This is a genomic window from Pseudomonas sp. K2I15 (genome assembly GCF_002204795.1).
Lineage (GTDB): Bacteria > Pseudomonadota > Gammaproteobacteria > Pseudomonadales > Pseudomonadaceae > Aquipseudomonas.
The window spans coordinates 1-26,899 of the sequence record NZ_NIXO01000066.1 but is presented as its reverse complement, the minus strand read 5'-3'; the positions used below and the strand labels follow the sequence as shown (position 1 = coordinate 26,899).

General features: G+C 61.0%; 21 protein-coding genes and 4 tRNA genes. 15 read left to right on the top strand and 10 right to left on the bottom strand.

The features are described 5' to 3' along the window. Positions 1-621: 621 nt before the first annotated feature. The 6 genes from kdpF (at position 622) to CEC48_RS26975 (ending at position 8,792) form a co-directional block, all read left to right on the top strand. Complete coding sequence (gene kdpF / locus CEC48_RS27000) at positions 622-720, top strand: K(+)-transporting ATPase subunit F (RefSeq protein ID WP_003219423.1); 99 nt, start codon at positions 622-624, stop codon at positions 718-720. Positions 721-827: 107 nt separating this feature from the next. Continuing rightward, a complete protein-coding gene (kdpA, locus tag CEC48_RS26995; RefSeq protein WP_088426504.1) occupies positions 828-2,534 on the top strand; it encodes a potassium-transporting ATPase subunit KdpA in 1,707 nt (568 codons plus the stop codon). Between the two features lie 10 nt (positions 2,535-2,544). Continuing rightward, on the top strand, positions 2,545-3,204 hold the full coding sequence (kdpC, locus tag CEC48_RS26990) for a K(+)-transporting ATPase subunit C (RefSeq protein ID WP_088426503.1): 660 nt from the start codon (positions 2,545-2,547) through the stop codon (positions 3,202-3,204). 11 nt (positions 3,205-3,215) lie between these two features. Then, positions 3,216-5,288: a potassium-transporting ATPase subunit KdpB gene (gene kdpB / locus CEC48_RS26985; RefSeq protein WP_088426502.1), complete on the top strand. Its 2,073-nt coding sequence runs from the start codon at positions 3,216-3,218 to the stop codon at positions 5,286-5,288. A gap of 163 nt (positions 5,289-5,451) precedes the next feature. Beyond that, positions 5,452-8,103, top strand: a complete 2,652-nt coding sequence (locus CEC48_RS26980; RefSeq protein WP_088426501.1) for a sensor histidine kinase KdpD — start codon at positions 5,452-5,454, stop codon at positions 8,101-8,103. Beyond that, positions 8,100-8,792 (top strand): response regulator, encoded by a 693-nt coding sequence (locus CEC48_RS26975; RefSeq protein ID WP_088426500.1) that lies wholly within the window; start codon positions 8,100-8,102, stop codon positions 8,790-8,792. The genes CEC48_RS26980 and CEC48_RS26975 overlap by 4 nt, the downstream gene beginning before the upstream one ends. Here CEC48_RS26975 and CEC48_RS26970 read toward each other — a convergent pair. Beyond that, positions 8,752-9,675 carry a LysR family transcriptional regulator gene (locus CEC48_RS26970; RefSeq protein WP_088426499.1) on the bottom strand — a complete coding sequence of 308 codons (924 nt, stop codon included), beginning with the start codon at positions 9,673-9,675 and terminating at the stop codon, positions 8,752-8,754. The two genes, CEC48_RS26975 and CEC48_RS26970, sit on opposite strands and share 41 nt — an antisense overlap. Positions 9,676-9,779: 104 nt before the next feature. Here CEC48_RS26970 and CEC48_RS26965 point away from each other — a divergent pair, with 104 nt between their 5' ends. Both CEC48_RS26965 and CEC48_RS26960 read left to right on the top strand, forming a co-directional pair. Further along, on the top strand, positions 9,780-11,318 hold the full coding sequence (locus CEC48_RS26965; protein WP_256579785.1) for an MFS transporter: 1,539 nt from the start codon (positions 9,780-9,782) through the stop codon (positions 11,316-11,318). Further along, on the top strand, positions 11,293-12,063 hold the full coding sequence (locus CEC48_RS26960; protein WP_088426498.1) for an APH(3')-II family aminoglycoside O-phosphotransferase: 771 nt from the start codon (positions 11,293-11,295) through the stop codon (positions 12,061-12,063). Before CEC48_RS26965 ends, CEC48_RS26960 begins: the two co-directional genes overlap by 26 nt. 94 nt (positions 12,064-12,157) lie before the next feature. Here the strand turns inward: CEC48_RS26960 and CEC48_RS26955 are convergent. Then, positions 12,158-12,234 (bottom strand) — tRNA-Asp (locus CEC48_RS26955). A gap of 19 nt (positions 12,235-12,253) precedes the next feature. Next, a tRNA-Val gene (locus CEC48_RS26950) sits at positions 12,254-12,329 on the bottom strand. Positions 12,330-12,530: 201 nt separating this feature from the next. Between CEC48_RS26950 and CEC48_RS26945 the strand changes: the two genes are divergently transcribed. From CEC48_RS26945 to CEC48_RS26935, 3 genes are all read left to right on the top strand, one after another. After that, the gene (locus CEC48_RS26945) at positions 12,531-13,049 is read left to right on the top strand and encodes a sigma-70 family RNA polymerase sigma factor (protein ID WP_088426497.1); all 519 of its coding nucleotides are present in this window, start codon (positions 12,531-12,533) and stop codon (positions 13,047-13,049) included. A 7-nt stretch (positions 13,050-13,056) separates the two neighbouring features. Beyond that, positions 13,057-14,037, top strand: a complete 981-nt coding sequence (locus CEC48_RS26940) for a FecR family protein (protein WP_088426496.1) — start codon at positions 13,057-13,059, stop codon at positions 14,035-14,037. A gap of 77 nt (positions 14,038-14,114) precedes the next feature. Next, a complete protein-coding gene (locus CEC48_RS26935; RefSeq protein WP_088426495.1) occupies positions 14,115-16,538 on the top strand; it encodes a TonB-dependent siderophore receptor in 2,424 nt (807 codons plus the stop codon). A 149-nt stretch (positions 16,539-16,687) separates the two neighbouring features. On the opposite strand, the gene CEC48_RS26930 is transcribed toward CEC48_RS26935, so the two are convergent. Then, positions 16,688-16,764: transfer RNA gene (locus CEC48_RS26930), tRNA-Asp, on the bottom strand. 19 nt (positions 16,765-16,783) lie between these two features. Next, positions 16,784-16,859: transfer RNA gene (locus tag CEC48_RS26925), tRNA-Val, on the bottom strand. A gap of 161 nt (positions 16,860-17,020) precedes the next feature. Between CEC48_RS26925 and rdgC the strand changes: the two genes are divergently transcribed. From rdgC to sugE, 3 genes are all read left to right on the top strand, one after another. Next, on the top strand, positions 17,021-17,941 hold the full coding sequence (gene rdgC / locus CEC48_RS26920; protein WP_008430455.1) for a recombination-associated protein RdgC: 921 nt from the start codon (positions 17,021-17,023) through the stop codon (positions 17,939-17,941). Between the two features lie 155 nt (positions 17,942-18,096). After that, the gene (locus tag CEC48_RS26915) at positions 18,097-19,062 is read left to right on the top strand and encodes a bile acid:sodium symporter family protein (protein ID WP_088426494.1); all 966 of its coding nucleotides are present in this window, start codon (positions 18,097-18,099) and stop codon (positions 19,060-19,062) included. Between the two features lie 109 nt (positions 19,063-19,171). Then, on the top strand, positions 19,172-19,486 hold the full coding sequence (gene sugE, locus CEC48_RS26910; RefSeq protein ID WP_003190128.1) for a quaternary ammonium compound efflux SMR transporter SugE: 315 nt from the start codon (positions 19,172-19,174) through the stop codon (positions 19,484-19,486). Between the two features lie 60 nt (positions 19,487-19,546). Here the strand turns inward: sugE and CEC48_RS26905 are convergent, their stop codons facing one another. From CEC48_RS26905 to CEC48_RS26885, 5 genes are all read right to left on the bottom strand, one after another. After that, a complete protein-coding gene (locus tag CEC48_RS26905; protein WP_088426493.1) occupies positions 19,547-21,022 on the bottom strand; it encodes a M91 family zinc metallopeptidase in 1,476 nt (491 codons plus the stop codon). 176 nt (positions 21,023-21,198) lie between these two features. Continuing rightward, complete coding sequence (locus CEC48_RS26900; protein ID WP_088426492.1) at positions 21,199-23,073, bottom strand: MFS transporter; 1,875 nt, start codon at positions 23,071-23,073, stop codon at positions 21,199-21,201. A 67-nt stretch (positions 23,074-23,140) separates the two neighbouring features. Then, a complete protein-coding gene (locus CEC48_RS26895) occupies positions 23,141-24,295 on the bottom strand; it encodes a TDT family transporter (RefSeq protein ID WP_088426491.1) in 1,155 nt (384 codons plus the stop codon). A 106-nt stretch (positions 24,296-24,401) separates the two neighbouring features. After that, positions 24,402-24,713: a cupin gene (locus CEC48_RS26890; protein ID WP_088426490.1), complete on the bottom strand. Its 312-nt coding sequence runs from the start codon at positions 24,711-24,713 to the stop codon at positions 24,402-24,404. A gap of 40 nt (positions 24,714-24,753) precedes the next feature. Beyond that, positions 24,754-25,947, bottom strand: coding sequence for an MFS transporter (locus CEC48_RS26885; protein WP_088426489.1), 1,194 nt, complete (start codon positions 25,945-25,947; stop codon positions 24,754-24,756). 91 nt (positions 25,948-26,038) lie between these two features. Here CEC48_RS26885 and CEC48_RS26880 point away from each other — a divergent pair, with 91 nt between their 5' ends. Then, positions 26,039-26,584 carry a TetR/AcrR family transcriptional regulator gene (locus CEC48_RS26880; RefSeq protein WP_088426488.1) on the top strand — a complete coding sequence of 182 codons (546 nt, stop codon included), beginning with the start codon at positions 26,039-26,041 and terminating at the stop codon, positions 26,582-26,584. The last annotated feature ends 315 nt before the right edge of the window (positions 26,585-26,899 follow it).

Below are 26,899 nucleotides of genomic sequence, written 5' to 3'. Positions count from 1 at the left end.
GCTGGAAGGTAAGGCGGCGCGGGCGCATGTCTCAACAGCTCGTGTGCTTAAGGCTGCCAAGTCGGATAAACGGACTTGAACATGACTTTAAACGGGGTTTTAAACCAAGACCTTGAAAGGCATGGCTGTAAGAGCGGAACCCTAAGTAGCCGTTACCGCAGAAACGGATATACACACTACCAGCCGTAAAAAATCCGTATAGATTCACCCCCAGCCATAACGTTTACGTCGCCTCTATTGAGCAACTAACCCCCCCTCCACTACTGTGAACTCCACACCAATCACCCCCGTAGGAAGTCATCGTGGAAAGTTCAACTTTAGGCATGATCGTCCTCTCAATGATCGCCCTGTTCGGCGCCGCCGCCTTCTGCTTCGAACAACTCGCGACCCGCGACTCAAAGAAAAAGAAAGCCAAATAAGCTGATCATCAAAAGCAGCACAACCCCAGACTTTCAAGGGATACCCCACCCCCGGGCTATCCCTTGTTTTTGTTCGCCCACCACAAACCTGTCTATACACCGTCTTAATACCCGCGCCCGCAATCAGTGCCCGAACTTGATACCCAACCTCTTAACCTCCCCGCGTCCGCAATCGCGGCTTATTAATCAGGGGAGTTCCACCGTGCTCACACTCAAGTTCATCTATATCGCCAGCGGCTTATGCGCCGTCGGACTGTTCGCTTATCTGGGCTATGCCCTCATTCGCGCCGAAAAGTTCTAGGGAGCCCGCCATGTACGACGTGATTTTTATCGGCCTCTCCCTGGTGTTTTTCGCCGCGACAACCATGGCCATTGTCGCCATGGGCAAGATTTGAACGGAGCCTCGACATGCTAAGCACTTTGCTGGAATTTGCGCTGATCCTGGGGTTGATGACCGGGCTCGCCGTGCTAATGGGCAAGTGGCTAACCCGGGTTTTTACCGGCCCCCGCCACGCCCTGCCGGAACATTATACCTATCGCCTGCTGGGCATTGACCCACTGGAAACCATGGGCTGGGCCCGCTACGGTTCTGCCCTGCTGCTGTCGAACGCGGCGATGATGCTGCTCGGCTACCTCATCCTGCGGTTGCAGGCCGTCATGCCGATCAACCCACTCGGGCTGGCCGCACAAACCCCGGACCTGGCGTTCAACACCGCCGCCTCCTTTATTACCAACACCAACTGGCAGGCGTACTCGGGCGAAACCAGCCTGTCGAACTTCAGCCAGATGGCGGTGATCACCTTCCTGATGTTTGTCGGCGCCACCTCGGGCGTGGTCGCCGCCGCCGGTTTTATCCGTGGCTTGAGCCGCTCAAGCTCAGCAGACATTGGCAACTTCTGGGTCGACTTCACCCGCACCCTGTACCGCGTGATGCTGCCATTGTGTGTGGGCATGGCCCTGGTTTACGTCTGGCAAGGCATGCCGCAAACCTTCGCCTCGCAAGCCCTGGCCACAACGCTTGAAGGCGCGCAGCAACAGTTGATTGTCGGTGCCGTGGCGAGCTTTGAATCGATCAAGCATATCGGCACCAACGGCGGCGGTTTCTTCAGCATGAACGCCGCGCACCCATTCGAGAACCCGACACCGCTGACCAACGCCCTGCACATCCTCAGCATGTTGCTGATCCCTTCGGCGCTGACCTACACCTTCGGCAGCATGCTGCTGCAACGCCGTCAGGGCTGGGTGTTTTTCGGCACCTTCCTGGTGATGTTCATCGGCTTTCTCGCGCTGGTGTATGGCGCTGAGCAAAACGGCAATCCGCTGCTGACCCAGGCCGGTGCCAATCAGACGCTGTCGATCGAGCAGAGCGGCGGCAACATGGAAGGCAAGGAGCTGCGGTTCGGCATCGCCGACAGCAGCCTGTTTATCGCCACCACTACTGCGGCCACCACTGGCTCGGTCAACGCGATGCACGACTCGTTGACGCCCATGGGCGGCTTCGTACCCCTGGCGCAGATGATGCTCAACTGCGTGTTCGGCGGCGACGGCGTGGGTTTTATCAACTTGATCCAGTACGCGCTGCTGACGGTGTTCCTGGTGGGCATGATGATCGGCCGCAGCCCGGAATTCCTCGGCAAGAAGATCGAGGCCCGGGAGATGAAACTGGTGATGCTCTCGGTGCTCGCGCACCCCATCAGTATCCTCGGTTTCACCGCCCTCGCCGCCTTGTGGCCCGACACCCTGGCCAGCCTGAATAACCTCGGCCCCCACGGGTTCAGCGAGGTGCTGTACGCCTACACCTCAGGCACGGCCAACAACGGTTCGGCGTTCGCCGGGCTGAATGCCAACACGCCATTTTTCAACACCACCATTGGCCTTGCGATGTTGATCGGGCGCTTCTTCACCATGCTGCCGATGCTCGCCGTGGCCGGCTCCCTGGCGATGAAAAAGACCGTGCCTGCCGGTGCCGGCACCATCCCTACCGCAACGCCGCTGTTCATGGTGCTGGTGGTGTTCGTGGTGCTGGTGGTGGGTGGCCTGACTTTCCTGCCGGCGCTCGCGCTTGGCCCGCTGGTGGAGCAACTGCAGTTGCTGTCCGGCCAGACGTACAACTAAGGACACGTTGATGACGACTCAATCGATATTCAAAGGGCTGTTGCGCCCGGTGCTGGTTTCGGCGGTATTTTTCATGGCCCTGACCGGCCTCGCCTACCCGATCTTCACCACCTTTGCCGCGCAGTTGCTGTTCCCGTTCCAGGCTCAGGGTTCGCTGATTGAACGCGAGGGGCTGGTGGTCGGCTCAGCATTGATCGGCCAGGACTTCACCCAGCCCGGGTACTTCCATGGCCGCCCGAGCATGACCCTCGGCGCCGACCCGCAAGACCCAAGCAAAAGCGTATCGCAGCCGTACAACTCAGGTTCCAGCGGCGCCAGCAACCTGGGCCCTACCAGCCAGAAACTGGTGGACCAGGTTGCAGCCCGAGTTAAAGCGTATCGCCAGGACAACGGCATTGCCGCCGACGCCCAGGTGCCGGTGGATGCGGTGACCGCTTCCGCCTCCGGCCTGGACCCGCATATCTCGCTGGCCAACGCACGTATCCAGCTGACCCGGATCGCCCGCCTGCGGCAGATCCCGGAAGCCGACCTGCTGCAACTGGTGAACGAAAACACCGCCGCTCGCACCCTCGGTTTGCTCGGCGAACCACGGGTCAATGTGCTGCAACTCAACCTCGCGCTGGACGCCCGCCTGTCTTTGCGTCAGCCCCCCATTGCGGCCAGTGAGTAAGAGATTCCCCCATGATCAAGAATGCTCGTTTACCTCTGTTTGACCGCACCATCGTGCTCACCGCCTGCGCGGATGCGTTCAAGAAACTGTTGCCCCAGGCGCAGTGGAAAAACCCGGTGATGTTCGTGGTGTACCTGGGCAGCATCCTCACCACGCTGCTGTGGTTCCAGTCCCTCGGCGGCCAGGGTGAAGCGCCCAGCGGGTTTATCCTCAGCATCTGCTTGTGGCTGTGGTTTACCGTGTTGTTCGCCAACTTCGCCGAGGCCTTGGCCGAAGGCCGCAGCCGCGCCCAGGCCGCCAGCCTGCGGGGCATGAAGCGCAAGACCCTGGCCAAGCTGCTGCAACAGCCCCGGCACGGCAGTGCCTGGCTGCCGCTGGAAGCCAGCCTGCTGCGCAAGGACAACGTGGTACTGATCGAAGCCGGCGACCTGGTGCCGCTGGACGGCGTGGTGATCGAAGGCGTGGCCTCGGTGGATGAAAGCGCAATTACCGGCGAATCGGCGCCGGTGATTCGCGAAGCCGGCGGCGACTTTTCCTCGGTCACCGGCGGCACGCGGGTGCTGTCGGACTGGCTGGTGGTGCGCATCAGCGTCAACCCCGGTGAGTCGTTCCTCGACCGCATGATTTCGATGGTCGAATCCGCCAAGCGCCAGAAGACCCCCAACGAAGTCGCCCTGACGATTTTGCTGGTGGGCCTGACCCTGTTGTTCCTGCTGGTAATCGCCACGCTGAGCCCGTACTCGATCTTTGCCGTGGCCATGAGCGGCAGCGGCAGCGTGGTCAGCGCCACGGTGCTGGTGGCGTTGCTGGTGTGCCTGATTCCCACCACCATCGGCGGCCTGCTCTCGGCGATCGGCGTGGCGGGCATGAGCCGGATGATGTCGGCCAATGTGATCGCCACCTCCGGCCGTGCGGTGGAAGCCGCAGGTGATATCGACGTGTTGCTGCTGGACAAGACCGGCACCATCACCCTGGGCAATCGCCAGGCCAGCAGTTTCCTGCCGGCGCCGGGGGTCAAGGAAGCCGAACTGGCCGATGCGGCGCAACTGGCGTCCCTGGCCGACGAAACCCCGGAAGGCCGCAGCATTGTGGTGCTGGCCAAGCAGAAATTCGACCTCCGCGCGCGGGACATCAACGCCCTGGGCGCAAGCTTTGTGCACTTCACCGCGCAGACCCGCATGAGCGGCGTCGACCTGCCCGAAGGCCGGGGAATTCGCAAAGGTGCGGCGGATGCCATCCGTAGCCATATCGAAGCATTGGGCGGGAATTTTCCGGCGGCGTTGCAGGCCAAGGTCGATGAAGTATCGCGACGCGGCAGCACGCCGCTGGTGGTCTCAGACGGTGCAAAAGCACTGGGCGTGGTCGAGCTCAAGGACGTGGTCAAGGGCGGCATCAAGGAGCGTTTTGCCGAACTGCGGCGCATGGGCATCAAGACCGTGATGATCACCGGCGACAACCGCCTGACCGCCGCCGCGATTGCGGTGGAAGCCGGCGTGGATGACTTCCTCGCCGAGGCCCGCCCGAAAGACAAGCTGCAACTGATCCGCGACTACCAGGCCCAGGGCAAGCTCGTGGCCATGACCGGCGACGGCACCAACGACGCCCCGGCGCTGGCCCAGGCCGACGTGGCGGTGGCGATGAACAGCGGCACCCAGGCGGCAAAAGAGGCCGGCAACATGGTCGACCTCGACAGCAACCCGACCAAGCTGATCGAGGTGGTCGAGGTCGGCAAGCAGATGCTGATGACCCGTGGCGCGCTCACCACCTTCAGTGTTGCGAATGACGTGGCGAAGTATTTCGCGATCATCCCGGCGGCGTTTGTCGCGACCTATCCGCAGTTGGGTGCGCTGAACGTGATGCACCTGACCAGCCCCAACTCGGCGATTCTCAGCGCGGTGATTTTCAATGCGTTGATTATTGTCGGGCTGATTCCGCTGGCACTGCGCGGCGTGACCTATCGGGCGATTGGTGCGGCGGCGTTGCTCAATCGCAACCTGCTGATCTATGGCCTGGGCGGGGTGCTGGTGCCGTTCGCCGGGATCAAGCTGATTGACATGGTGCTGACCGGGCTGGGTCTGGTGTAGCACCGAAAATCCAATGTGGGAGCGGGCTTGCGGTGGTGAGGGGGCTTGTCCCCCGTCGGGTTCACCACAGATTGGTGGGGCTGCTTCGCAGCCCAACGCGGGGCAAGCCCGCTCGCCACCGCAAGCCCGTTCCCACAATTGAACCGCATTTACCAGGAATGACATGCCCGCATTAAACGAAGAACGCCCCGACCCCGACGCCCTGCTCGCCCGGGTCCAACAGGAAGAACAGGCCGCCTTGCGCGGCAAATTGCGTATCTACTTCGGCTCCAACGCCGGCGTGGGCAAGACCTGCGCCATGCTCGATTCAGCGCAACGGGAAGTCAGCCTCGGCCGCGACGTACTCGCCGGCGTGGTGGAAACCCACGGCCGCCAGGAAACCGCCGACCTGCTCAACGGCCTCGAACAACTACCCCGTGCCCACCGCCTGCACCGTGACTTCGCCCTCTCCGAATTCGACCTCGACGCCGCCCTGCTCCGTCATCCCGCCGTGCTGCTGGTGGATGAACTGGCCCACAGCAACGTGCCCGGCTCACGCCACCCCAAACGCTGGCAAGACGTGGAAGAACTGCTCAGCGCCGGCATCGATGTGTGGACCACCCTCAACGTCCAGCACCTGGAAAGCCTTAACGATCTGGTGAGTGGGATCATCGGCATTCGCGTGCGGGAAACCGTACCCGACCATGTGTTCGACAACGCCCACGAAGTGGTGGTGGTCGACCTGCCGCCAGATGATCTGCTGCAACGCTTGAAGGACGGCAAGGTGTACCTGGGCCCTACGGCTGCACGTGCGTCGCGGCACTTCTTCCGCAAGGGCAATTTATTGGCCCTGCGGGAACTGGCCCTGCGCCGCACCGCCGACCGGGTCGACACGCAGATGCGCGTGTACCGTCGCGAACAGTCGATCAAGACCCTGTGGCCCGCCCGCGAGCGGTTGTTGGTGGGCGTGGCCGGTGACGCCGGTGATGAACGCCTGGTGCGCGAAGCCGCGCGCCTGGCGCAAAAGCTTGAGGCGGACTGGATTGTGGTGCACGTCGCGTCCGCCCAGGGCCGCGGCGCCAAGCGCTACCTCACGGCGATGAAAACCCTGGCCCTGGCCAGCGAGTTTGGCGCCGACACCGCGACGTTGCCGGGCATGGACGTCGCCGAAGCGCTGGCCGCCTGCGCCCGGGAACACAACGCCAATCGCCTGGTGCTCGGCCATCATCCGCGCCGGGCGTGGCGGTTCTGGCACCAGTCGGTGGGCGACCGGATCAGCCGCCACCACCCGCAAATCGACCAGATCGTGATTGCCCACGGCGTGCTGCCGGGCACTGTTCCGATCACTGAAAAACCGACGCCAGCGCCCGGCAGAACCCTGGCCTACCTCTGGGCCACCCTCGCCTGTTTCACCGCCAGCGCCATCGCCTCGCTGCTGCTGCAAGTGTTCGAGCTGGCCAACGTGGTGATGCTGTTCCTGCTCACGGTGGTGCTGGTGGCCCTGCGCTTTGGACGCGGCCCAGGCGTGTGGGCGGCAATGCTGGCGGTGTTGTGTTTCGACTTCTTTTTCGTACAGCCGCGCTACTCATTTACCGTCAACGACACGCAGTATTTCTTCACCTTCGCGCTGATGCTCGGCATCGCCCTGATCACCGGGCAACTCACCGCCCGCCTGCGCCACGAAGCGCGCACCGCCGCCGCCCGCGAACGCCGCGCCACTTCACTGGCACGCCTGGCCCGCGACCTGTCGGCCGCGTTGACCGTCGAGCAGATCAGCGAAGTCGCGCTGCGCACCTTCAGCGGCGTGTTCGAAGCACGGGTCGGCCTGGCCTTGCCGGACGCTGCCGATGGCGTGCACAGCGTGGGCGCGGGCGGGTTGCCGATCGACGACAGCATCGCCCAATGGACCTACGACCACGGGCAGTCCGCCGGCCAGGGCACCGACACCTTGTCCGCCGCCAAGGGTTGCTACCTGCCGCTAAAAGCGCCGATGCGCGTGCGCGGCGTGCTGGTGCTGGAACTGGCGCAAAGCGAACGCCTCAACGAGCCCGAAGAACGCCACCTGCTGGAAGCCTGCATGAGCCAGTTGGCGATTGCCCTGGAGCGTGTGCACTTCGTTGAAGTGGCGCAAAGCACGCTGGTGCAGATGGAAGGCGAGAAGATGCGCAACACCTTGCTCGCGGCGATTTCCCACGACTTGCGCACACCGTTGACCACGCTGATCGGCGCCGCCGACACTGCCCTGCCCCACGCGCCGCCGGGGCCGCTGACCGAGTTGTTGCACGGTATTCATGAGCAAGCGACCTCGATGCAACGGCTGATCGAAAACCTGCTGGACATGGCGCGCATGCAAGAGCGCGGCGTGCGGCTCAACCGACAATGGCATTTGCTGGAAGAGATCGTCGGCAGCGCCCTGCGCCAATTGCGTGAACCACTGGCGCGGCATGTAGTGCACACCACACTGGACCCGCAGTTGCCGCTGGTGGAAGTCGACGCGCTGTTGATCGAACGGGTGCTGGTCAACCTGCTGGACAACGCCGCCAAGTACACCCCGCCCGGCACCGTCATTACCGTCGCCGCCCGCGCCGTGTCCGACAGCATCCTGCTGGAAGTCAGCGACACCGGCCCCGGCAGTGCGCCGGCCAATCTGTTCGAACCTTTCGCCCGTGGCCAGCAGGAATCGTCGGTCGCCGGGATCGGCCTGGGTCTGGCCCTGGCCAAACGCATCGTCGAAGCCCACGGCGGGCGTATCGAAGCCATGCCCGGACGCGAGCGCGGTCTGCATTTCGTCATCACTCTACCGGCGGGCACCCCGCCTTCCATGGAAGCCCTATGAGCACTGCACGCATTCTGATTGTTGAAGACGAGGCCAATATCCGCCGTTTTGTCGGCATTGCCCTGCAGGATGAGGGCTTCCAGGTATTCGAGGCCGACAGCGTCAAGCGCGCGCTGATCCACGCCTCCAGCCGCCAGCCGGACCTGGTGATCGTTGACCTCGGCCTGCCGGATGGCGATGGTAAACAGCTGATCAGCGAACTGCGGGGTTGGCTCGCGGTGCCGATCCTGGTGTTGTCGGCACGGGATCGCGAAGAGGAGAAAGTCGCCGCCCTGGATGCCGGCGCCGATGACTACCTGACCAAACCCTTCGGCGTGCCCGAGTTGCTGGCGCGCATCCGTGCGCAACTGCGTCGACACGGGCAAACCGGCACGGTAGCAGCCACCAGCAAGGTGGCGTTTGGCGAGATTGAAGTGGACCTGGCGACCCACGAAGTATGGCGCCTGGGCGAACCGGTGCACCTCACGCCCATCGAGTACCGCCTGCTGTGCGCGATGATTCGCGGGCAGAGCCGGGTGCTCACCCATCGCCAGTTATTGCTGGAAGTGTGGGGCCTGGATTACGTGGACCGCGCCCACTATTTGCGGGTGCATATGGCGCATCTTCGGCAGAAGCTGGAGGCGGACCCGGCCCAGCCGCAGTACTTCATTACCGAGTTGCAGGTGGGCTACCGACTGGTAGGGCTGTGAACAGATGGGCGGCGGCGAAGTCGACAAATACGCGGATCTTTGGTGAGAGATGACGGCTGGATGGCCATAGCGCCCAGAACTGGCCCTGGTCTTCGCAGTGGCCGTCGAGCACGGTTTCCAGTTGGCTTTGGGCGAGTGCCTCGCGGGCCAGGAAATCCGGCACGTAGGCAATGCCATGGCCGTCGATCGCCGCCCTGAGCATGGCTTCCATATTGTTCAAGGTCAGCGCGGTGGGCAGGCGCAATTGGGTGATGGCCGGGTTGGCGGATAAGGTCCAGTCCATGATTTTCCCGGTGGTGGCAAACCGGTAACGCAAACACGGATGATGCTCCAGATCACTCAGCGATTCCGGCCGACCGTTAGCCCGCAGATACTCAGGCGACGCACACAGCACAAACCTGAACGGCCCCAGCTTGCGGGCCATCAAGGTCGAGTCCGCCAGCCCGCCGCTGCGAATGACCACGTCGAAACCCTCCTCGATCACGTCCACCAGATGGTCGTTGAAATCCAGCTCCAGCTCGATCTCCGGGTAGGCTTTGCGGAACGCGAGCATGTGCGGGAAAAGGAAGCGATAACCGATGGTGGGCAGGCTGACCCGCAGCTTGCCTCGGGGTGCCTGCATGGCATGGGAAAGCATGGCGCGGGCGTCTTGCAGGTCGTCGAGAATTTTCCGACAGCGCTCGTAGAACAGTTGGCCTTCGGCGGTGAGGCTGACCTTGCGGGTGCTGCGGTGCAACAGCCGCACATTCAACGAAGCCTCAAGCTTGGCGACGTTCTTGCCCACCGCCGAGGCGGAAATCCCCATTGCCCGCGCGGCGCCGGTGAAGCTTCGGGCCTCTGCCGTTTTCACAAAGGCGATCACACCGCTCAGGTTATCCGTCATGCCATTACATCCTTAACGTCCTTTATGAACGGAATGTAAGCCCGTTTATCCACGATTGCATCCTGATTAGAGTCTTTAGATCTTCAGACCTGCGGGAATGCCCCATGAACACCACAACCGAAGCCGTACCCGCCCATGGCCGATATTCCATCCTCGCCGCGATTTGCCTGGCGGCCCTGGTATTGCCCATGAGCTTTACCGGCGGCGCCGTCGCCACGCCTTTTATCGGCCAGGCGTTTGCCGCCCAGCCAAGCCAACTGGCGTGGATCACCAACGCGTTCATGCTCAGTTTCGGCAGCCTGTTGATGGCCGCCGGCACCCTCGCTGACCTGTATGGGAGAAAGCGCCTGTTCTTGTGGGGCATGGCGCTGTTCACCGTAGTCTCCCTGCTGCTGGCAGTGGCACCGGGAATTTTCTGGCTGGATGTATTGCGTGGCGTGCAGGGCGTCGCGGCGGCCACGGCGTTGGCCAGTGGCTGTGCAGCGCTGGCCCAGGAGTTTGACGGCCACGCCCGCACCCGCGCCTTCAGCCTGCTGGGCACCACGTTCGGTGCGGGCCTGGCGTTTGGGCCGTTGCTCTCTGGGTTGCTGATCGAGCACTGGGGCTGGCGCGCGATTTTTCTCGGCACCGCACTGCTCGCCGGCCTCTCGCTGTTGTTTGCCGCCCCAAAAATGCGCGAAAGCCGCGACCCGCAGGCGCTGCGGTTGGATACCGCCGGTGTGCTGACGTTTTCGGCCATGCTGGTGGCCCTGACCACGGCGGTGATCCTCGCCCCGGAGCACGGGTGGGCATCGCCGGTGGTTGATTGCCTGCTGGTGGCGACGGCGGTGTTTTTGCTGGTGTTTATCCTCGTCGAAAATCGCTCAAGCCAACCAATGCTGGAGCTGCGGCTGTTTCGCTTCCCGCGCTTTATCGGCGTACAGCTCCTGCCGATCGGCACCTGTTACTGCTACATCGTGCTGATCGTGTTGCTGCCGCTGCGGTTTATCGGTGTGGAGGGTGCCAGCGCGCTGGAGGCGGGCTTGATGATGCTCGCGTTGTCGGCACCGATGCTGGTGGTGCCGATGATCGCAGCATCGCTGACACGCTGGCTGTCGGCCGGTGTGTTGTGCGCCATTGGTTTGCTGATCGCGGCGGCGGGCCTGTGGGGGTTGAGTTTGGCCAACCAGCCTGCGCAAACCGTCGCCGCGATGCTGATCATCGGGATCGGCACCGGGCTGCCGTGGGGCTTGATGGATGGCTTGGCGATCAGCGTGGTTCCCAAGGAACGCGCGGGAATGGCCGCGGGGATCTTCAATACCACCCGCGTGGCCAGTGAAGGCGTGGCGCTGGCGATCACAATGGCGGTGTTGGGCGCACTGGTTGCGCACCACTTGCGGGGAAGCGCAGCGGTGGATGTTTCGGTGATTGCACAAGCGCTGGTGATGGGCGATGTCCTACAGGCCGGCACGACGATTCCATTGGCAGAACTGCGCGCAGCCTACGCGGCGGGGTTCAATACCTTGCTGCAACTGCTGGCTGGATTCACGTTGGTCACGGCGTTGGTGGTCTTGGTGTTTTTACGGCGCCATGGTGCGGTGGATGGAAGCGATACGAAGAAAATGGAAGAATGCCCGCATGACTATTCCAAAAAAATGGCGTGAACAATTCCCCACGGCACTCATCGAACCACAGACCATTGGCGAGTCGGGAGCCGACGTCTTTCGCCTGCGCTGTGGCAACGGTGAGGATCTGTTCCTTAAGTCCGAGCCGATCGGCCCACTCGCCGAGCTGCCCGACGAGATCGAGCGCCTGCGTTGGCTCCGGCAATGGAACCTGCCAGGGCCTGCCGTGCTTGATGTGTTGACGGAAAACCAGCGCCACTGGCTGCTGATGAGCGCCGTCCCGGGCCAGGATCTGGCCAGCGCCAGCGACTTGTCTGCGCCACAGGTCATCCGCCTGGTGGCGACCACTCTGCGCGGCCTGCACCAGGTGCCAATTGCACAGTGCCCCTTCGACCATTCACTGGAAGAACGTATTGCGCTCGCTGGTCATCGTGTGAACGCAGGGCTGGTTGACGAGACCGACTTCGACGACGAGCGCTTGGGCCGAACGGCCAAGGATGTGTTCGCCGAGCTGCTGTCGACGCGCCCCGCCGAGCATGACCGGGTCGTGACCCACGGCGATGCCTGCCTGCCAAACTTCATGGCTGAGGGCGATCACTTCAGTGGTTTCATCGACTGCGGTCGCCTGGGAATCAGCGACCGTTATCAGGACCTGGCGCTGGCCGCCCGCAGCATCGAGCGCAATCTCGGGCCGGCCTGGGTGGCGCCTTTCTTCGAGCAGTACGGCGTCAAACCCGATGAGCAGCGCATCACGTTCTACTGCTTGCTGGACGAGTTTTTCTAAGCCTTCGGGCGGCCAAACCCCAGACAGCAAAAAGCCCGCTCAATGAGCGGGCTTTCCGTGGTACCTGGCGTTCAGCATTCCAGATTACCGAATATGGCGCAGCGGACGGGACTCGAACCCGCGACCCCCGGCGTGACAGGCCGGTATTCTAACCGACTGAACTACCGCTGCGCGTAACACTGGAAGCGAATGGTGGGTGATGACGGGATCGAACCGCCGACATTCTGCTTGTAAGGCAGACGCTCTCCCAGCTGAGCTAATCACCCTTCACTTTCGGTGTGGGGCGCATTCTATAGCAATTTTTTGTAATGTCATGATTTAAATGCACTTTATTTAAAATATTTTGCCTTCGTCCGCGCGCGCCCCGCAAAACCGGTGCTTTGGGTGCAAACGCGAGTCTATTGCGTTTGCACAAGCCTTGGCCCCACAATTAACAATTATTCTCAATAACACCTGGGCCGCGCCTTATGTCTGTGGGTGAACCGCCGTTCCAACGGGAGATAACCGAGCTGTACAGCCAGCACCACCGCTGGCTGTTCACTTGGTTGCGCCGAAAACTGGGCTGTACCCACAACGCCGCCGACGTGGCGCAGGACACCTTCGCGCGGATTCTGCACGCACGCGAGTCGGTGACCAGCATTCGCGAGCCCCGGGCGTATTTGAGCACCACCGCCCGGCGGCTGATCATCGACCAGGCGCGGCGCAAGCAGATTGAAAACGCCTACCTTCAGGAGTTGATGCTGACGGTCGAAACCCTGGAAGGTTTTCAATCGCCGGAACAGATCCACACCACCCTGGAAGCCCTTGAGCACATTGCGTTTATTCTGGAAGGCATGCACGACAATGTGCGCCAGGCGTTTGTGCTGTATTACCTCGAAGACCTGACCCAGCAACAAATCGCCCGCCAACTGAAGTTGTCGGAACGCACGGTACGCAAGTACTTGATCCAGGCCCTGCTGCATTGCAGCCACAGCGTGGACACCTGAGCCGCGCATGCCTGACTCCCGCCAACAAATCGACGAACAAGCCGCCGAATGGATGATTCGCCTGCACGAAGGTCAATTGACCGAGGCCCAGCGCCAGGCGTTTGAACGCTGGAAGCAGCAAGGACCGCAACACGCGGCCTCAGCGGCGCGCATGGAAGACGTGATTGCGCGGATGCTAGCCCTGCGCGGGCAAAAAGCACCGGCACGGGCGGCCTTGAGTGCGGCGTTTCCTCGGCACGGGAAAGCCCGCAAAAGCTACGTCCGCGCGCTGGTATTGGCCTGCAGCCTTGCCTTACCCGCCGCAGCGCTGCTCTATAGCCCTTACCCACAACAATGGATGGCCGATGTGCACAACGGCCCCGGCGAATGGAAAACCCTGCGCCTGGCGGACGGCTCCACGCTGACCCTGAACGGTATCAGCGCGGCGAATCTGCATTTCGACAGCCGACAGCGGCGCATCGAACTGCTGCAAGGAGAAATCCTGGTGGAAGTGGCTCACGATGGCGAGCGGCCGTTCGTGGTGCAGACCGCCCAGGGCACACTGCGCGCGCTGGGCACGCGGTTTGTGGTCAAGCGCGAGGGGGATGTCACGGTGCTGAGCATGCTCGAATCCCGCGTTGCGGCAAAAAGCGCGAACGGGCAGCAGACGCTGGAAGTGGACGCAGGCTCGCAAGCGCGAGTCAGCGCGGACGCGGTGCGCTTGTCGGGCAGCATCGACCCGGCGAGCGTCAATGAAGCCTGGCATCGCCATCAACTGGTGGTGGATAACCGACCACTGCCCGAAGTGCTCGACGAAATCGCCCGGAACCGCTCTGGCCGCTTGCAGTTTGATCGAGCCGCACTGGCAAATCTCAGAGTCTCGGCCGTGCTCCCTCTGGATGACACCGACCGCACCTTGCAGATGCTGGCCCAAAACCTGCCCATTAAGCTAAAAACCTTTACCCCATGGCTGATGATCGTCAGCCCGGATACTGAGAGCAAAAAATAATTATTCGCATTGCTTCCGCTTTTTTTCGGGTTACCCGTCAAGGAAGGTATATCGATAACCAAAGGACTGCCCTCACCATGCCCCTCCCTTCCAAGCCTCGCAGGCGCCTGCTGAATTGCGCGCCGCTGACCCTCACACTGCTCGCGACAACGCTGCTGAATACCCACCTGGCCCAGGCCGACACGGTAAACGTCGCGGCCCAAACCTACGACATACCAGCAGGGCCACTAGGCGCAACACTCAACCGGTTTGCCCAGCAAGCGGGCGTGGCCATTGTGTTCCAGTCCCAGAACCTTGAGGCACTGAGCAGTCCGGGGTTGAACGGCACTTACAGTGTGGACGCCGGGTTCGACAGGCTGTTGCAAGGCAGCGGCTACCGCGTGGTCAAAGGCAATCAGGTGTACGCGCTGGAAGCCAATCCCGCGGCCACTGGCGCCATGGAACTGGGGCCCACTCAGGTAAGCGCCAACCAGTTGGGCAACGTCACCGAAGGTACGGATTCCTACACCCCAGGCAGCATCGCGACGGCGACGCGGCTGGTGTTAACCCCCAAGGAAACCCCGCAATCGGTGACCGTGGTCACCCGCAAGCACATGGATGACTTCGGCCTGAACAACGTTGACGACGTGATGCGCCACACCCCGGGCATCACCGTGTCGGCCTTTGACAGCGACCGCAGCAATTACTACGCCCGCGGTTTCTCCATCAATAATTTCCAGTACGACGGCATTCCGTCCACCGCGCGCAACGTCGCCTACTCGGCGGGCAATACCCTGAGCGACATGGCGATCTATGATCGGGTCGAGGTGCTTAAAGGCGCCACCGGCCTGCTCACGGGTGCCGGCTCGCTGGGCGCCACGATCAACCTGGTGCGCAAGAAACCCACGGCAGACTTTCAGGGCCATGCCAGCCTCGGCGCGGGCTCCTGGGACAATTACCGCAGCGAACTGGATGTGAGCGGCCCGATGACCGAAAGCGGCAACGTGCGTGGCCGGGCCGTCGCGGCCTACCAGGACAAGCGCTCGTTCATGGATCGTTACTCGCGCAAAAGCCCGGTGTACTACGGCATCATGGAATTCGACCTGTCCCCCGACACCATGCTCACCGTGGGCGGCGACTATCAAGACAGCCTGCCCACCGCCTCAAGCTGGTCCGGCAGCTTTCCGCTGATCAACGCCAATGGCGATCGCAATAGCGTAAAGCGCTCGTTCAACAACGCTGCCAACTGGAGCAGTTGGGAGCAATACACCCGCACCGCCTTCGCCATGCTCGAGCATGACCTGGGTAATGGCTGGGTGACCAAGCTGCAACTGGACCACAAGATCAACGGCTACCATGCGCTGATGGGCTCGATCCAGGGCGACGAGCCCCGGGCGGACGGCAGCGCAAACATCACCTCGGGCAAATACACCGGGGAAACCGTCAGCGACTCCGCCGACCTGTACGCCAGCGGCCCGTTCAGCCTGGGTGGCCGTGAGCATGAACTGGTGGTGGGCGGCTCCATCGGCATTTCGGACTGGAACGGCAAGGGTTACTGGAACCTCGCCCCCAACAGGGTGGACTTCAATAACTGGCATGGCCACGCCACTCAACCCGATTGGGGCGCGCCGCAGCAATATATCGACGATACCATTCGCCAGACCGGCGCCTACATGACGACTCGCCTGAACCTGGCCGATGACCTGAAACTGCTGCTCGGCGGTCGCGTGGTCAATTACCACTTGACCGGTAATAACCCGTCCTACCGCGAGACCGGACGCTTCGTACCGTACGTCGGCGCGGTGTACGACCTGAATGAAACCTACTCGGTCTACGCCAGCTACACCGACATCTTCATGCCCCAGGAAAACTACAACCGCGACCGGCAAAACCAGTTGCTTGAGCCGGACGAAGGCCAGAACTATGAACTGGGCCTGAAGGCTGATTTCTTCGACGGGCGCCTGAACGCCAGCGCGGCGTACTTCGAAGTCCATGAAACCAACCGCGCCGTTTCCGACGACGACTACAACAACCTCAGACCCGCGCCGCAGAACTATGCCTACAAGGGCACCAAGGCCGTCACCAAGGGCTATGAGCTGGAAGTATCCGGCGAGTTAAGCCCAGGCTGGCAGATCCAGGCCGGCTACACCCACAAGGTTGCGCGTGACGACCAGGACGTGAAGATTTCCACGTTCGAGCCTGAAGACCAGGTCAAGCTGTACACCACCTACAAACTCAAGGGCGACCTGGACAAGCTGACCGTCGGCGGTGGCGTGCGCTGGCAAAGCGTGGGCTGGCAAGACATCTACAACAACCCGCATGGCGGTTATGAAGCGTTCTCCCAGGAGGCGTACTGGCTGGTGGACCTGATGACCCGCTACCAGATCACCAAGAACGTGTCGGCGACGCTGAACGTCAATAACATCTTCGACAAGTCCTACTACACCAACATCGGTTTCTATAACTCCGCCGCCTATGGTGAGCCACGCAACGTCATGGTCACCACCCGCTGGGATTTCTAGACCCAATAAAAAACGCTCCCGATCACTGCACATGATCGGGGGCGTTTTTTTTGACCTGCGGCTTTAGCAAACCCCAGACAGCAAAAAGCCCGCTCAATGAGCGGGCTTTCCGTGGTACCTGGCGTTCAGCGTTCCAGGTAACCTAAATATGGCGCAGCGGACGGGACTCGAACCCGCGACCCCCGGCGTGACAGGCCGGTATTCTAACCGACTGAACTACCGCTGCGCGTAACACTGGAAGCGAATGGTGGGTGATGACGGGATCGAACCGCCGACATTCTGCTTGTAAGGCAGACGCTCTCCCAGCTGAGCTAATCACCCTTCACTTTCGGTGTGGCGCGCATTCTACGGAGCGACCCATAGTCTGGCAAGCACTTTCTTAAATAATTTTTTTCAGGCCTTCCAATGGCTTAGCGAGGGTTGGCCTATGGCGCCATGAGGAGAATAATGCCCCCCTTTGTATATAAGGAGAGACTCACCCCATGTGGTTCAAAAACCTGCTTATCTATCGCCTGACCCAAGATCTGCCTGTTGATGCCGAGGCGTTGGAAACTGCACTGGCCACCAAACTGGCGCGCCCTTGTGCAAGCCAGGAGTTGACCACTTACGGTTTCGTCGCCCCTTTCGGTAAAGGCGAAGACGCGCCCCTGGTGCACGTCAGCGGTGATTTCCTGCTGATCGCTGCGCGCAAGGAAGAACGTATCCTGCCGGGTAGCGTGGTGCGTGACGCCGTGAAGGAAAAGGTCGAAGAGATCGAAGCCGAGCAAATGCGCAAGGTCTACAAAAAGGAACGCGACCAGATCAAGGATGAAATCATCCAGGCCTTCCTGCCGCGCGCATTTATCCGTCGCTCGTCGACCTTCGCCGCCATCGCGCCGAAACAGGGCCTGATCCTGGTGAACTCGGCCAGCCCGAAGCGTGCCGAAGACCTGCTGTCCACCCTGCGTGAAGTGATCGGCACCCTGCCGGTACGCCCACTGACCGTGAAAACCGCGCCAACCGCCATCATGACCGACTGGGTCACCACCCAGAAGCCGGCCGATGACTTCTTCGTGCTCGACGAATGCGAACTGCGTGACACCCACGAAGACGGCGGCATCGTGCGTTGCAAGCGCCAGGACCTGACTGGCGAAGAAATCCAGCTGCACCTGACCACCGGCAAAGTCGTGACCCAATTGTCCCTGGCCTGGCAGGACAAGCTGTCGTTCATGCTGGACGACAAGATGACCGTCAAGCGCCTGAAGTTCGAAGACCTGCTGCAAGACCAGGCTGAACAGGACGGCGGCGATGAAGCACTGGGCCAGCAGGACGCCAGCTTCACCCTGATGATGCTGACGTTTGGCGACTTCCTGCCGGCGTTGGTGGAAGCACTGGGCGGCGAAGAGACCCCACAAGGCATCTAAAACCTTGTGAAGATCAAAATGTGGGAGCGGGCTTGCTCGCGAAGGCGGTGTGTCTGCCAGGAAGCGATCAACTGACAGGACGCTTTCGCGAGCAAGCCCGCTCCCACACTTGATCGCATTTGCACTTCAAAAATCGAATAACAAGGACCAACCCCATGCGCGCACTCGCCGCCTTGAGCCGTTTCGTCGGCAATACCTTCGCCTACTGGGTGCTGATTTTCGCCGTGCTCGCGTTCCTGCAGCCCGCCTGGTTTATCGGCCTCAAAGGCGCCATCGTGCCGCTGTTGGGCTTGGTGATGTTCGGCATGGGGCTGACCCTCAAACTTGAAGATTTCGCTGAAGTCGCGCGCCACCCGTGGCGTGTGGCATTGGGCGTGGTCGCGCATTTCGTGATCATGCCCGGCGTGGCCTGGCTGCTGTGCCAGGTCTTCCACCTGCCGCCGGAAATCGCCGTCGGCGTGATCCTCGTCGGTTGCTGCCCGAGCGGCACGTCCTCCAACGTCATGACCTGGCTGGCCCGGGGCGACCTGGCACTGTCGGTGGCCATCGCCGCCGTCACCACCCTCCTCGCCCCGCTGCTGACGCCCGCGCTGATCTGGCTGCTGGCCTCGGCCTGGTTGCCGGTGTCGTTCATGGAATTGTTCTGGTCGATCCTGCAAGTGGTGCTGCTGCCGATCGTGCTCGGCGTGGTGGCGCAGCGGTTGCTGGGCGCACGCGTACGGCATGCGGTGGAGGTGTTGCCGCTGGTGTCGGTGGTCAGCATCGTGGCCATCGTTGCCGCAGTGGTTGCCGCCAGCCAGGCGAAGATTGCCGAGTCGGGCCTGCTGATCATGGCCGTGGTGATCCTGCACAACACCTTTGGCTTCCTGCTGGGCTACTTCACCGGCCGTGTGTTCGGGCTGCCGCTGGCGCAACGCAAATCCCTGTCGCTGGAAGTGGGCATGCAGAACTCCGGCTTGGGCGCTGCCTTGGCGAGTGCGCACTTCTCGCCACTGGCGGCGGTGCCCAGTGCGCTGTTCAGCGTCTGGCACAATATTTCCGGGGCGTTGTTGTCGACGTACTTCCGGCGGATGAGCGAAAAAGAAGACCGTGAACTGTTGGCGAGCAAGTCAGAAACTTGATCACCTGATCAATATTCGGCACTCTAGCGAGCTTCGCGGGGACGACCTCGCGACGCCATCGCGCGATCAAATCAGGGGACGACCCCACCTTATTAGAAGGGAGGTCATCATGTCCTGGATCATTCTGTTTTTTGCCGGACTGTTTGAAGTCGGCTGGGCCGTCGGACTGAAGTACACCGACGGTTTCAGTAAGCCACTGCCCACGGCCCTGACGATTGCCGCCATGGCCGTCAGCCTCGGGTTGCTGGGGCTGGCCATGAAGGAACTGCCACTGGGCACCGCCTATGCCATCTGGACCGGTGTCGGTGCAGTGGGCACGGTGATTGCCGGGATTATCCTGTTTGGGGAATCCATGGCGTTGTTTCGGCTGGCCAGTGTGGCGTTGATTATCTGTGGGCTGATCGGGCTCAAGATCAGCGCTTAGGCGCCGCACGCTCAGTGAAGGATGGACTGAACGTCCACCCTTCCCTTCACTCACACACGGTCAACTGAAATATCGCGCACGCAGCGATGTCCGCAACTCTTTGGCAAGCCCATTTTCAGTCGCCCACTCCGGGTTTGTATTGGTTGGTGGCGTTGAGGGGTCATTATCAAAATCGAAAGGATCGGCGTTTGTCGGTAGGCCTACGGCCTGCCGCTCCCTGTTCGATTCTGATTGTGGCTTGTAAGGATCAGCCCCAACCGGCGTCTCACCAGGCAATGCCGTCCCGTTGACACCATTGAACGCATGAGACATCTCATGGAATACCGGAATAATCGGCGGCCGTTCATGCTCTTCCACCACGAACGCACGACCGTAGAGAATCGTCGCATCGTCAGCCGGTGCACCGGCCACCCCATTGGTGATATACCCATGTTCCGAGTCATTGGGCGGTTCTACTCGCGGGTCTCCAAGGTCAACGCCCTTACGCCCATAGTTGTAGAAAGCCGCCCCACCCTCAGGCTGCTCCCGGATTGTTATAGGACCAGACGTCTTATCTAACCCCTCCAGTAATTTCTCCCCGGTTGGAGAACCTCGCAAGAACTCCAGATCATCCTCCACAACTTGCTTGAACTCATAACTGCCCTCAACCTTAAAGGCTTTGCTGCCTGCGTCGGACGGTGCCACCTCGACGAACTTCGAATTCTTCGTGCGTTTTATACTGTCGTCTTTCTTCCCATAAATAATATCTTCGTCAGATACTGAATTAACCGTATCACGGCCCTTGCCGGTATAAATTGTATTTTCACCAGCACCACCGTCTACAACGTCATTTCCCTTCCCGCCATTCATGACGTTCTTCCCACCGCCTCCGCGCAGCGAATCATTGCCGCTGCCACCGTCCATGTAGGTGCTGCCACCTCCTCCCCGCAACTTGTCGTTACCATTGCCCCCATACATGACGCTATAAGCCGATCCTCCGGTGATCGTGTCATCCCCATCATTGCCCTCGGCATACCCGACACCGCTGCCCAATTGAAGGGTGTCATTACCGGCACCGCCGTAGACATTGGTCCTACCGCCGCCAGCGTTGAATCGATCGTTACCGGCTCCCAGCTTCACACTGACGGGTACTTTCACGTCGTCGTCAACAGTGACATTGTCGTTTCCACCGTTGGTTTGAATTTCAAGATGTTGTTGACCATTACTCTTGGTATCAAAAGGAATGTCGTAGGTCTTGCCATTGATCTCGGCGATCAATCCTCCATCAGCCGACTTTTTAATATGAACTTTGTCCGCACTGTCGCCGGTCTTAATCTTTAGATCCTGATCTTTTGGTGGGGAATAAAACCCACGGCCGCCACCGCGAACACTTAAATCTATCTCAACCCCACCTTCATTGAACGGCATATTCGGGGTGATCTTTATCGGCGCAGAAGGCTCCCCTTGTTTAGCCTGTAACTTATCCGAAGGTGCTGCAGAAAGAGTTTGTAACGGCGATTGTGAAGCAGGAGGGTTAGTACTCACTTGCATACTCATCGAAAATCATCCTTAGCGTTAGATAGCTACGATGACTGCGTGGTAACTAGACCGAAATGGTTCCGCAGGATGAGTGATTTTTTACCCGAAACACCAAACTGTGAGCGTTGTCCCACAGCAAAACCAGTCGTTGCTCAGGCCCTCCTGAGCAGAAGGTCCTGAGCACACGAACATGACTACTTGAGATCGCCCCTCAACGTGCCAACCAGACCCTGCAGCGCCTCGGGCGTTGCCGCCTCCACGGTCACCGGCGCGCCAGCCACCAGCGTCACCCGTGACCAGATCCGGTGAAAGAACCCCTTGTTCGGATCACGACTGAAGAAACTTCCCCACAACCCCTGCAACGCCATCGGAATCACCGGCACCGGTGTCTCTTCAAGAATCCGCGTCACACCGCTCCGGAACTCGTTCATCTCGCCATCGGAGGTTAATTTGCCTTCCGGGAAGATGCACACCAGCTCGCCGTCTTTCAGGTAGTGGGCAATACGCTGGAACGCCTTTTCGTAGATCTGGATGTCCTCATGCCGCCCGGCAATCGGAATCGCACCGGCCGTGCGAAAGATGAAGTTCAGCACCGGTAGACGATAGATCTTGTAGTACATGACAAAGCGAATCGGCCGACGCACCGAACCGGCAATCAGCAGCGCATCGACAAACGACACGTGGTTGCACACCAGCAGCGCCGCGCCCTCGTCCGGGATCAGGTCGAGGTTTTTATGCTCGACGCGGTACATGGAATGGCCCAGCAGCCAGATCATGAAACGCATGGTGAACTCGGGCACGATCTTGAAGATGTAGGTGTTGACCGCGATGTTCAGCAGCGACACCACCAGGAACAGCTCGGGGATCGACAGCTTGGCCACGCTCAGCAACACGATCGACACAATCGCCGAGACCACCATGAACAGCGCGTTGAGGATGTTGTTGGCGGCAATCACCCGCGCCCGCTCGTTCTCGGCGGTACGCGACTGGATCAGTGCGTACAGCGGCACGATATAGAAGCCGCCGAATACGCCCAGGCCAAGGATATCGAACAACACCCACCACGCCTGACCGTAGCCCAGCACCGCAATCCAGTCGTTGGCCTGGACGTTCTGCGGGAAACCGCCGGAATGCCACCACAGCAGCAGGCCAAATACGGTCAACCCAAAGGAGCCGAACGGCACCAGGCCGATTTCCACCTTACGCCCGGACAACTTCTCGCACAGCATCGAGCCCAGGGCGATGCCCACCGAGAACACCGTGAGGATCAGCGTGACCACCGTCTCATCGCCGTACATCCATTCCTTGGCGTAGGCCGGGATTTGCGTCAGGTAGATCGCGCCGACAAACCAGAACCACGAGTTGCCGACTATTGAGCGCGACACCGCCGGTGTTTGCCCAAGACCCAGCTTCAAGGTGGCCCAGGACTGGCTGAAGATGTTCCAGTTCAGGCGCATCTCGGGGCTGGAAGCCGCAGCGCGGGGAATGCTGCGGCTGGCCAGATAGCCCAGCACCGCGATGCCGACGATCGCAATGGAGACTACCGGCGCGTAATGGGTGGAGGACATCATGATCCCGGCACCGATGGTACCGGCCAGAATGGCAAGGAACGTGCCCATCTCCACCAGGCCGTTGCCACCCACCAGCTCATCTTCGTGCAACGCCTGGGGCATGATCGAGTACTTCACCGGCCCGAACAGGGCCGAGTGCGTGCCCATGGCAAACAACGCCAGCAACATCAATTCCAGGTGGTTGAACATGAAGCCCGCCGCCCCCACGGACATGATCACGATCTCGCCGATCTTGATCACCCGGATCAGCGCGTCCTTGTTGAATTTCTCGCCAAACTGTCCGGCCAGGGCCGAGAACAGGAAGAACGGCAGGATAAACAGCAAGGCGCACAGGTTGACCCAAATCGAGCGGTCGCCGTCGATGGTCAGCTTGTAGAGAATCGCCAGGATCAACGACTGCTTAAAGATATTGTCGTTGAACGCCCCGAGGGACTGGGTAATGAAGAACGGCAGGAAGCGCCGTTTGCGCAGCAAAGTGAATTGCGAGGGGTGGCTCATCGTCCGTGTTCCTGCGTGGCCCGAGACTATTGTTAGTTTTCCAGGCCACGACTTTACCTAATCCCGCTTACTTATTCGCTAGTCCTGCAATGCACGGCGAAACAAAAAGCTCACCTTTATAGGCACCTTGCACCGTGCGCTTGGCCACGATCATCCACATCAGCGCCAGCGCCGCCACCAGCACACTGCCCGCAATACTGAAGAAGCCCAGGTGCAATGTGCTCGCCAGTTTCAGCGTGGCCAGCGAGTAGACGCCCAACGGAAAGGTGAACCCCCACCAACCAAGGTTGAACGGAATCCCGGCCCGCAGGTAACGCACGGTGATCAACACCGCGATCAACATCCACCACAAACCAAACCCCCACAGGGTGATGCCGGCCACCAGGCCGATACCGTTCGCCATTTCACCCACACCGGGCAAGCCGTTGGCCGCGAAGATGGCCGGTGCATCACCGCCCAGCACCAGCATGCCCAAGGCGCCGGTGCCGATGGGACCGAGGGCCAGCCAGCTCGACGCGGCCATATTGGCGTGGGGCAGTTTATGCAGGGCCATGCGCAGCATCAGGATGGTCAGGATGCTGAACGCCACCGGCAGGGAAAACGCCCACAACACGTAGCTGGTCACCAGCATTACCAGCTGCGAATGGGCATCGGCCAGGTGCGGCGCCAGCAGGCCTCCGCTGGCGGCGGCGACTTCAGCGGCCACGACTGGCAACAGCCAAACAGCCGTCATCTGGTCGATGCTGTGTTCCTGGCGGGTGAACATCATGAACGGGATCAACACCCCGCAAGCCAACGCCATGGCCACGTCCAGCCACCACAGCACTTCGGCCAGTTGCACCACGCCATCCCCCCAGCGCGGCAGGCCGAACAGCAGGAAGCCGTTGATGATGGTCGCCAGGCCCATGGGAATGGTGCCGAAGAACATCGACACCGTGGAGTGCCCGAAAATGCGCCGGGCCTCGTGAAAAAACATCACCCAGCGCGCCGCGTACAGCACGCTGAACAGCACAAACAGGCCGATGGTAAACAGCCACAGCCCCTCGGCCAGGGCGTGCAACCCAGGCACGTTGACCGGCAATTGCGCCAGCGCCAACGCCAGCACCCCGGTACCCATGGTGGCGGCAAACCAGTTGGGGGTGAACTGGCGAATCACTTCCCGGGGACGGGTCAGGTGACTGAACGGTTTCAAACTGCTTTGAAGGGTAGTGGGGCAAGTCATGGTGAAATCCTCTTCCTCGCATGAGGTTGAGACCATGGTAGAACCGAATCGAATATCTATATAACGGGTAATATCTCTAACTGTTATCTGTTTTGTTGATATACAGCTAAACGCTGCCTTCGGATTCAATCACCAGGATCCGCGCCGGGCCCTGCGGATGGGCCACGTGCTCGGTACCGACGCTGGCGTAGAAGATGTCTCCGACGTTCAGCAAGGCCATCTGTTCTGTGCCGTTTTCGCGGTAGTGCATCTGCACCTGGCCGTCGAGGACTACGAACACTTCTTCACCGTCATTGATGTGCCAGCGGTAGGGCTGGTCGGTCCAGTGCAAACGAGTGGTGATGCCGTTCATGCTGGCGATGTCCAGCGCCTCCCAGGCGCGGCTGCCGGTGAAGTCCTTGCTGCGGATGATCTTCATGCTGAATCTCAAGGCGTACGGGTGGCGGATTATTACCGAATCAACTGCCTGCCGTCGCCCTGCTCTTGGCCGAATCCTGCAACAGCAGTGCCGCCAGCGCACTGAGTGCCAGTACGATCAGCACCACGCCATAACCGTCCGTGGTGGCGATCAAGCCGAAGCTGCGGGTGAGGTTGCCAGCCAACAGTGACGGTACGCAGAACGCCAGGTAACTCAGCACGTAGAACGCCGACATCAAGCCGGCCCGTTCATGGGGCAAAGCCAACGGCAAGACGCTGCGCAGTGCACCGAGGAACCCCGAGCCAAAGCCGCCGCCGGCAATCAGCGTGGCGACAAAAAACAACGGCAGGCTGGCGCTGTGGACGGCTGTAAGGATCAGCGCGACACCCACCGCCAGCAGCACCGCGCCCAAGCGCAGGACCTTGTCCGCCGGGCGGTTGCGCAGGCTGAAAATCATCACCGCCCCGCTCAACGTCAACACCGCGACAAGCCCGCCGCCGATCAGGTTCGAGGTAGACCCGGTCGCCGCCCGCACCAGCGAGGGCGCCAGGGACAGGTAGAAACCGCCCATGGCCCACACCGCCACATCCACCGGCAGCGAGATCCACAACGCGCGCCGCGCTTGGGGCGGTACATGCAAGGTGGGCCACAGCGACGCCAGCGCGCCCGGGATCCGGCTGACCGTTTCCGGCAGACGCCACACGTAGATCGCCTGCGCCAGCATCAAGGCGAGCAAGGTCCAGTAAATCAAGGTGGTTGGCATCGGCGCGAACTCCACCAGCAGGCTGCAGCCCATGGCGCCGCAGGCCATGCCCAGCAAAGGCGCTACGCTGTTGATCAGCGGGCCTTGCTGGCGGTCAGTGTCGAGCAACGCGGCGCCCAATACGGCAGTGGCCATGCCGGTGGCAAAGCCTTGTACGGTGCGGGCTGCAATCAGCCAACCGACGCTGTCGGCATTGATAAACAGCAGCATCGCCAGCATATCGAGGAGCAGCGCGGCAAAGATCACCGGCTTACGGCCCAGGTGGTCCGACAGCGAACCCACGGTCAACAGGGCCGCCAGCAGACTCAAGGCGTAGATACCGAACACCAGGGTCAGCATGGCCGCCGAAAAATGCAGGCCTTCCTGATAGAGATGGTACAACGGCGTCGGCGCGCTGGAGGCGGCCAGGAAGGTCAGCAAGGTGATCGCGAGGAACACCAGGCTGGAACGATGGGAAGTAACGCTGGACATGGGCACGCTCCGCTAAAGCTAATATTTTGCTTTTGTGGAGTGTGCTACTGGATGGCGCTTAAAGCAAATTCTTTGTGTTAAGGTTTTATGCATGGCGATAAAAGAAGGGCTCCGCCCGGGGGGCCGTAGTGCCCGGGTACAAGAATCCGTTCATTCGGCTGTGCGCGAATTGCTCGAAGAGCAGGAGCGTTCCAGCGTGACCGTTCCGCAGATAGCCGCACGTGCGGGTGTCACGCCCTCGACCATCTACCGCCGCTGGGGTGACCTTGCTGCGCTGTTGGCCGATGTAGCGATGGCCCGCCTGCGCCCGGACAGTGAGCCGGCCAACACCGGCAGCCTGCGCGGCGACCTGCGCGCGTGGGGTGAGCAATACCGTGATGAGATGAGCTCGGACCTTGGCCGCGAGATGATGCGCGATGTGCAATGCAGCCAGGCGCCGGGGTATTGCGTGGGGATTCTCACCGGGCAGTTGGAGATGATTCTGGATCGCTATCCGGGCGACGCTGAAACGGCCCCCAGTGTGGATCGGCTGATCAATCTGATCGTTGCGCCCACGGTGTTTCGTAGTCTGTTTTCCACTGCACCGTTGGAGGTTGGGGAGTTGCATGAGTTGATTGAGTTGGCTTTGCGGCGGTGAGTGGGGGTTGTGGGTTGGGTGTATATCCGTTTTTTGGGTGATGGCCGCCTATGGTTCCGCTCTTACAGCGGCTCACTTTTGAACAGCGCAAAAGTAAGCAAAACGCTCTTGCCCCACCACTCGGCACCTCGCTGTGGCTCGGTGTGCCCTCAGCTCCGGTAATACTACGCGGGCCGCCGCGACGGGGCGTCCCTGCCCCGTCGCGGCTAAACCGGCGTCCTGCCGGTTTACCCGCTCCGTACTACCTGCGTTCGGCCAGCGTGGTTTAACGGGGCGCCTAAGATCAAGATCAAAAGCAACAGCACAGCGGCCTAC